The organism is Vibrio sp. S457-15 (assembly GCF_000960545.1).
Classification (GTDB): Bacteria; Pseudomonadota; Gammaproteobacteria; order Enterobacterales; family Vibrionaceae; genus Vibrio; species Vibrio parahaemolyticus.
On sequence record NZ_JYOQ01000032.1, the window covers coordinates 1 to 7247 of the forward strand.

The 7247-nt window shown below is 40.2% G+C and carries 9 protein-coding genes; 1 reads left to right on the forward strand and 8 read right to left on the reverse strand.

The genetic code is table 11. From position 1 onward, the window contains the following. Positions 1-112, forward strand: a 112-nt coding sequence (locus UF05_RS04845) for a type II toxin-antitoxin system RelE family toxin (RefSeq protein WP_045545943.1), incomplete at its 5' end; no start/stop codon positions are given. A 143-nt stretch (positions 113-255) separates the two neighbouring features. Here UF05_RS04845 and UF05_RS04850 read toward each other — a convergent pair. The 8 genes from UF05_RS04850 to UF05_RS04890 form a co-directional block, all read right to left on the reverse strand. Continuing rightward, a complete protein-coding gene (locus tag UF05_RS04850; RefSeq protein WP_082063953.1) occupies positions 256-1266 on the reverse strand; it encodes a DUF2971 domain-containing protein in 1011 nt (336 codons plus the stop codon). A 149-nt stretch (positions 1267-1415) separates the two neighbouring features. Then, a complete protein-coding gene (locus UF05_RS04855; protein WP_045545944.1) occupies positions 1416-1958 on the reverse strand; it encodes a hypothetical protein in 543 nt (180 codons plus the stop codon). Further along, positions 1955-3046, reverse strand: a complete 1092-nt coding sequence (locus tag UF05_RS04860; RefSeq protein ID WP_045545945.1) for a hypothetical protein — start codon at positions 3044-3046, stop codon at positions 1955-1957. The genes UF05_RS04855 and UF05_RS04860 overlap by 4 nt, the downstream gene beginning before the upstream one ends. A gap of 725 nt (positions 3047-3771) precedes the next feature. After that, a complete protein-coding gene (locus UF05_RS04865) occupies positions 3772-4245 on the reverse strand; it encodes a hypothetical protein (protein WP_045545946.1) in 474 nt (157 codons plus the stop codon). Positions 4246-4398: 153 nt separating this feature from the next. Beyond that, positions 4399-4632: a hypothetical protein gene (locus tag UF05_RS04870; protein ID WP_045545947.1), complete on the reverse strand. Its 234-nt coding sequence runs from the start codon at positions 4630-4632 to the stop codon at positions 4399-4401. Between the two features lie 181 nt (positions 4633-4813). Continuing rightward, complete coding sequence (locus tag UF05_RS04875; protein ID WP_045545948.1) at positions 4814-5677, reverse strand: hypothetical protein; 864 nt, start codon at positions 5675-5677, stop codon at positions 4814-4816. Positions 5678-6270: 593 nt separating this feature from the next. Then, positions 6271-6633: a DUF2750 domain-containing protein gene (locus tag UF05_RS04885; RefSeq protein WP_231583934.1), complete on the reverse strand. Its 363-nt coding sequence runs from the start codon at positions 6631-6633 to the stop codon at positions 6271-6273. Between the two features lie 255 nt (positions 6634-6888). Beyond that, positions 6889-7104, reverse strand: a complete 216-nt coding sequence (locus UF05_RS04890; protein WP_045545950.1) for a hypothetical protein — start codon at positions 7102-7104, stop codon at positions 6889-6891. Positions 7105-7247 lie beyond the last annotated feature (143 nt).

Here is a 7247-nt window from a genome sequence, read left to right on the forward strand (position 1 = left end):
CCGTCTCGTCTACAAAGTTGAAGACGATGTCATCATTGTAACCGTCTTAGCAGTCGGAAAACGCGAACGTAGCGATGTTTACCGTAAAGCCATGAAAAGGTTAGATGATTGATTGCGGTATAACGCCGCATTAAGGTGTGAGCAACGCTACCACGAAACCTAACCATACCACCGTAAACACGAAACCCAACGATGGAATGAAAAATGCCAAGCGTTGGGAATCACTCTTAAATGCTTTGTTAGTTTTCTTTTCACCTATCGTCCGATCTTACCCATAGCTTCCATATAATCATCCAAACGCCCCATAGAACTTATCATTCTAAAAGGGTTTCGCTGAGCAGCGACTTCTTTATGAGTTTCAGTAATTGTGCACCATGGGCAAAGTTCATTGTCATTAACTAAGGGCTCTGAGCACTTATTACAATTTTGTCCTGATTGAACTATTTGGCTATCTTCAAAGATATAAACTTCGCTATTTTGGGCTTTAATGTAAGGCTTAGGATGGCTTTTACCAATGACAAGCTCATACCACTTCATATCCGCTACAGATGCAATATCGTTAGAACGTTGAACCAAATCAGTTGGGAACTTTGGTCCTGCGATGAAGGCAGTCACAAACTCTAGCGGTATAAACAAAATATCATTACCTGCGACATTTTCAGTTACACTTGTCATATCGACAAATCGACACTCTTTCTCGTATGCCCATTGATCATATTTTGAGAAATATGATTCAACAAAAACAGCTTCCTGTAATGCATAAGAATGACGTGGTTTTAACGTCCCCGCAGCTCTCGCAAGTATCCCTTTTAAGCTCTCCAAAGGAGCTTCACGGTAAGACACCTCCCAAATTGGATTTCCCTCAAAGTGTTTCTGTAAACCCTCTAGGTCAAACTCAAGTACAAAGCCTGAATGATTGTTAGCATAATGAGCCCACATCGGCGACACGATAGGCGAATAAGAAAAGCAAGTTGTTGGGTTCTGAGGAATGCCACTTACTACATCGTGATAGAACGCCAGATGTTCCGGTGGGATGGACAAGTCCATTCCTAAGAAAAGCTCATATGGATCATTGTAGTCTTTCGGTAGTGAGCATTTAACACCACAAAACCCCTCTCTGGCAAAAACCAAATCTAATACATCAAAACTAAAATATTTATAGATCTTATCCATATTACCTAACTCTTTACTCGTTGAATTATGAGAGATATTTCTTAAGGCTAGCTTCAACCTTTTCATTTTAATTTTTTTGCCAACACGCCCCATATTTGAACTCTACGTCTGAAAACTAACGCCCAATTAAGGTGTGACCCACGCAACCACAATACTTAACTGGGACGCCATAAACACTAAACTTGACCCAAACCCAAAATGCCAAGCGTGGGGAATCACTCTTAAATTGTTTGTTAACTGGCTTAGTGACGCTGGTTATGTGAACGCTCATTCCTAGTTTTAGCTTCAGCAATTTTGAGCTTAACATCTTTCAGCGCAGACTTTGTTTGTAGAAACGTTGCAAATAAGAGATACAGCTGAATGATTGCTAGTACCACGATTGTAAAGAACAAAATTCCTCGTAGGTAATTACGATATTCAGTTAAAAAGCTGATTTGGGCGGCAACTTCTTTAACGAAAGGAATTCCAACACTAATCGCGATAACAACAATTGAGGTAATGATTGTTCTTATAAAACCAAGCAATACATCATTATCATGTTGCGCTTGTTCATAAACAGCATCATTAGCAGCTTTTAGCGCCAGTTCTGTCGATGCCAAAGCTTTAGGATATACAAGAGCTAACCAAGCGCCAGTTACGCCAAAGATTATAGCTGAGACATTTCTAATCTCCGACAATAGGCTCGCTTGCTTGGTATAAGGAACATCCATACCCAAAGTCACTGCATAATACGAACCAAAAAACGTTGTAACTAGCAGAATGAATTTTGCTAATTTAGACTTCATGCTGTCAGCCGTTGCTCCAAAGTTGACACGTTATCTTCTAATAAGTTGAGAAGTTCACTTCTGTGAGAATGTAGTGTCTGAAGAAGCACATCACCTTTAACTAGTTGCCCTGTCAGTACCCACTCAATATCGACCGTTAATTTGATTTTGGCAAATGACTTACTCAACCATTCTGTTTTCTCAGCACCAAAACCATTGTTATCGGGAAACACAAAACCCACATCTTCCCAATTACTTTTGCTTGGTGAAGCCTCGTATGTTGAGAACATTTCTTGAACTTCACTCTCAGTAGGAGTGTAACTAAACTCATATTTAAGAGACACATCATGATCATGAATCTCTGTTTCCGTTGATATGCCCACACGGCTTTTTAAACTGTCTATTAAGCCTTTATCTGCAACCTGTCCACGTTCGAGGTTAATACGGCGAACTACTCCACGAATATGCTGACAGTTTGAAAGTATAAGCTGTCTTTTAGAAGGGTTTCGGTACAGTTGTTTACTAAACCGAGGTTCAAGGTCGTTGTGAATCGTGCCATCGGGAGACCGATAACCAATAAACTGATCACTTTCATCAAAAATTGCATACCGACTTTCAGTACGGAAAAAGCTCTCTAGCCAATAACTAAACGCATTCATACCTGAGCGAGGATTACCAAAGGTAATTGTAGCCATTACAGATTTAGACGGTATAAACCAAAAGTAAGTCGCATATCCTGGAATTGAACTTTCCGGTAAGTTTCCTTGGTGGAACGTTTGCTCTGAAACATTGGTCAACTGAGTCCCTGCATCCAAAGCATAGACTGAATCACCAGTTGCATGTGTTCGGTTCCAAAAGCAAAATAGGTAGTCACCTGTTTCAGTATATTTTTGCGCAGAAACCAAATACGTTTCTAAAAACTCTTGTTCAAAATCTTCCCCGACTTCGTAACTACATGTATTCAGAACTAAGCGTCCTGGCTCGGCAGCCCAATTATAGATATTGTGCAAAATCTCGTTGAAACTACCCAATGTGCTTTGACGTGCCCTAGCTTTAAACAGCCCGCAATGTTTCACATCGTAAAATCGAATACTCGCTCTTTCTGACATATTCCACCATTATTATTTGTATTGTGCAGGGTTCACCTGCCAGTTAACGCCCAATTAAGTGGTGAACAACGCACTGACCAAGCCGCTGCATTGCACCATAAAACACTTTACTCAACGCATAGTAAAACTGCCACGCGTTGAGAATCCACTTGAATTGCTTGTTATGTGAATTTTACCGTGAATTCAAACTAAACCACCGTAGAAATGAAGAGATTTGAATAAGTTACGTACAAAAACGATGCTGACCAAAACCTAAATTTTACAGCGATCTTAGCCAAAGAGACCCACTTGCAGAATCAACGACAAAGAAAGCGCCCTTTCAGCAACCGCTAAACTTTTTGCTTCACCAGACTTTCAGTGCTGAATGTCAGCAAGCAAATCAGTCAAAAATGCATTTCAATTGAAGCGATTTGAAACCGATAAAACTCAACACAAACCAGATCCAAAACTTAATTGAGGCAACCCAAGAACCTTGAAAACGATCAATCTCAGATTGTTCAAGAATCCATTTCGACCAAGCCAACTTGCCGAAAACACGGAGCGAATTCTCAATAAAATCGTAGAATTAACCTCAAAAACTCATCAAACACATAACGCCCTGTTAAGGGGTGAGCAACGCAATACCCATGTTGCCGCATAACACCTTAAACACCAAAACCAACGCATAGTAAAAATGCCACGCGTTGCGAATCCCTCTTGAACAGTTTGTTATATTTTTTGTGTTATCAGATTTTTACTAGCCGATGATCCGTGTTTTGCTTAGCTAAAAATGTTTCCATTGAAGGAGAAACTGGAGCTTCAATCGCAAAGTCACCAAATTTGTCACAGAACTTTTTCCATTGGCAAGAAAGCTTTCTTTTGTTTCTAAGGAATGGGTGTAACCAGACCCAACACAAAACCCACGTACCACCAACATTTCTGAATAAACAACCACCAACACACCTTGTTGGCATTTGATCATGTTCGTCAGTACAAACATCCATCGCATTTTCAATGAACATGAAGCCTATAGTATTTTCATCATGTTTCTTTGCGTCATACTGAACGTTGTCAAAGTGCATTTCATTTTTAAAGTAGCGAGCCATTCTCTCTAAGGCTTCTTTTTCATCCAAACTACTCGATTTTGTAACTTCTCTTAACCCATTGCTACTCAAACAGGTATCAAATACCGGCAATGATATTGTGAACTTATCTGTCACAAGACTCTCCTAAAAATATAACGCCCTGTTAAGGTGTGAGCAACGCAATACCGATGCTACCGCATACCACCTTAAACACTAAACGCAACGCATAGTAAAAATGCCACGCGTTGCGAATCACTCTTAAACAGTTTGTTATGTGTTTTCTACACCCTAACTTACTTTGCTTGAATGCTCTTGTGCTATCGAGTTGTCTGGATACTTTTGCTTTACAATAGAAATAGCTTCACTCAAGTTTCTTGCTTCAACAATTTCCGTAAACCCTACTAAGTCAGAATGCAACTCTTCTCCATTAGAGTTTGTTTTTAGCTCATTATTCCAGAAATCTCGATAATCAGATTCACGACCTTCATTGATAACAGAAATACTGTATATACTTTTAGCCACTTTACCCTCCTTTGACTTGATCATTTTTTCGAAAAAACCGCTTACACATAACGCCCAATTAAGGGGTGAACAACGCCTCCACCCAAACCTAAAGCATTGTGCCATAAACACTAAAACTGAAGTAGAAGCAAAAGTACCAAGCGTTGGGAATCCCTCTTAAATTGTTTGTTATAAGCCACAACTAAACATCAATCACAATCCTCTGAATTTCACCTTGATAGGTCTCAGCATAAACTGGGTAAACACCATCACCGAGCAACGAAACTGTAATGCCAGCCCCAACGCGACCATTGATAAATGATAGATGCCTGACTTTCCTATATTCAGAACTTAGTAAGTCACCCTTGATATAAGTTTCAGGAATAGCAGGAAGCGATTTTGGCTCCCCTAAGTCTATTAACAAACCTTGTTCAAGCATTTCATGAGGCGTCAAAGATTCATCAAGTCCCAACAGCTCCATATCGTAGTTATCGTCATATAAACTTGTGCAGAATACTTCGCCCGTTTCTACAACCTTATACATTCGGTCTTGTCTGGGAGCATCCTCTTGCTCATACTCGTTTTGCATCTTCAGATACAAGGGATCGCAGATCATTATTGTGGCTGCGTCGACACAAATAGAGCCTAAGTTCTTTTGCTCGAGCTCGGAGTGCGAAACTTCGATAAAATCACTTTTTTCTCGATCCCAGACGGAATAACTTTTTCGAAACTCTGTTGCTTTTAGTAGTGAACTTTTTAGTGACACAATTTCCTTATTCTTCTGCTCAATACTAGAAGCGACAATTTCAGAATCCTGAGTAAGCCTTTGGAGTTCATCTTCTCGTATTTTTATGCGCTCACTTAACAACTTTTCTACGAACTCTGGAGACTTTCGCTCCAGCTCTAGGCATTTCTCTTTCCAGTTAGCGATATTCTGCTCTGCTATTTTGAGCTGCTCATCTTTTAACTTCGTTACAGAACGAAGGTTTTTTATATATGCGACATAGATAAAACCAATAACAGTCAACGCACTTAAATTTGCTACTGCAGCTACAATTTCATACACAGATATACCTCAAATCTAAAAATATTCGGTGGCTTATAACGCCCAGTTAAGGGGTGAACAACGCAATACCGAAGCCGCTGCATACCGCCTTAAACACTAAAACCAACGCATAGTAAAAATGCCACGCGTTGTGAATCCCTCTTGAACTGTTTGTTAGGCTAATTTTACGCTCGCTATTCGCCAGTAGCCTACAAGAACGGCCAATACCACCCATTGCGTTAAATACCATAGATAATACGATGCTTGGCTATCAATTAAGTAAAAATAAATTACTAGTCCGAAACTCGTGAACACCGAAAAGACATATAGAAACCATAGCGCTACACAAACATTATTGTTGAATTCAGAAAGCTTCTCTCCCCGATCTATACCTGAGAGAAATATAAGCCCAAAACCTATAATGCAACCTACTACAAGCTGGAAAAATGAAAGCGGAACCAAAACCCAAAGTGACATCTTTATCTCCCTGATTAGCCTAACGCCCTGTTAAGGGGTGAGCAACGCAATACTAAAGCCGCCGCATACCGCCTTAATCACTTAAACCAACGCACAGTAAAAATGCCACGCGTTGTGAATCCCTCTTAAACAGTTTGTTAGCTGCGTACCAACATTTTTGCCACATCAATTGCGACAACTTCAGTACCACAGAGGTTTGTATCCCAATTGAGACCCACAAAATGTCCATCGCTATGAATACCTTTTAGCCAATTATCAACGAATGAATCTAGGTTAATTGGAGTTGGGATATACAACTCCCAATCACCAATTGCGACCCGACTTGCGTATGCTCTATCTGACCAAAAAACATAAACTGATGCGTCTGGATACTGATTTGAATTACAAACTGCCCACCCACCATCAGGATGCTGAAGTCCCCAAACAGTTCGATTTTCGATTACTCTGTCGATAAATCTTATGTAATTGGAACTTGATGTAGCTTTATCTTGGATCATCATTTTTCCTCTAAGCAGCTAACGCCCTGTTAAGGGGTGAGCAACGCAATACCGAACCCGCCGCAGACCACCTTAAGCACCAAAACCAACGCATAGTGAAAATGCCACGCGTTGCGAATCCCTCTTGAACAGTTTGTTATGTGTGTTATTTTCGCTTGCCATTCCGGTCTTTGGTAACGCGAATGCTAAAGGCTTTTAGTTTATCAGACTCTACTACCTGCATTATTGTAAGACGATCGGAGCTTGTATAATTCAGCTTTAAGCAAGCTTAAACTCTTTCACTTCAAGTTTTTCTACAACAAGAACAACTTCTCGATTCTCAGCATCCTTTACCAAAGCTTCCTCTTCTGGGTCACTTGAGTCGAACCACTCAAGGTTTGAACCAAGCTCGTTAATATTATCAAGTACCCATACTTCCCCATCTTCCAGAAAAGTAACTGAAATTGGAAACTTGGGTTTATTCTCTAACTTCATGATGGAATTCCTCAACACATAACGCCCTGTTAAGGTGTGAGCAACGCAATACAAAAGCCTCCGCACACCACCTTAAACACTAAACACAACGCATAGAGAAAATGCCACGCGTTGCGAATCACTCTTAAACAGTTTGTTATACC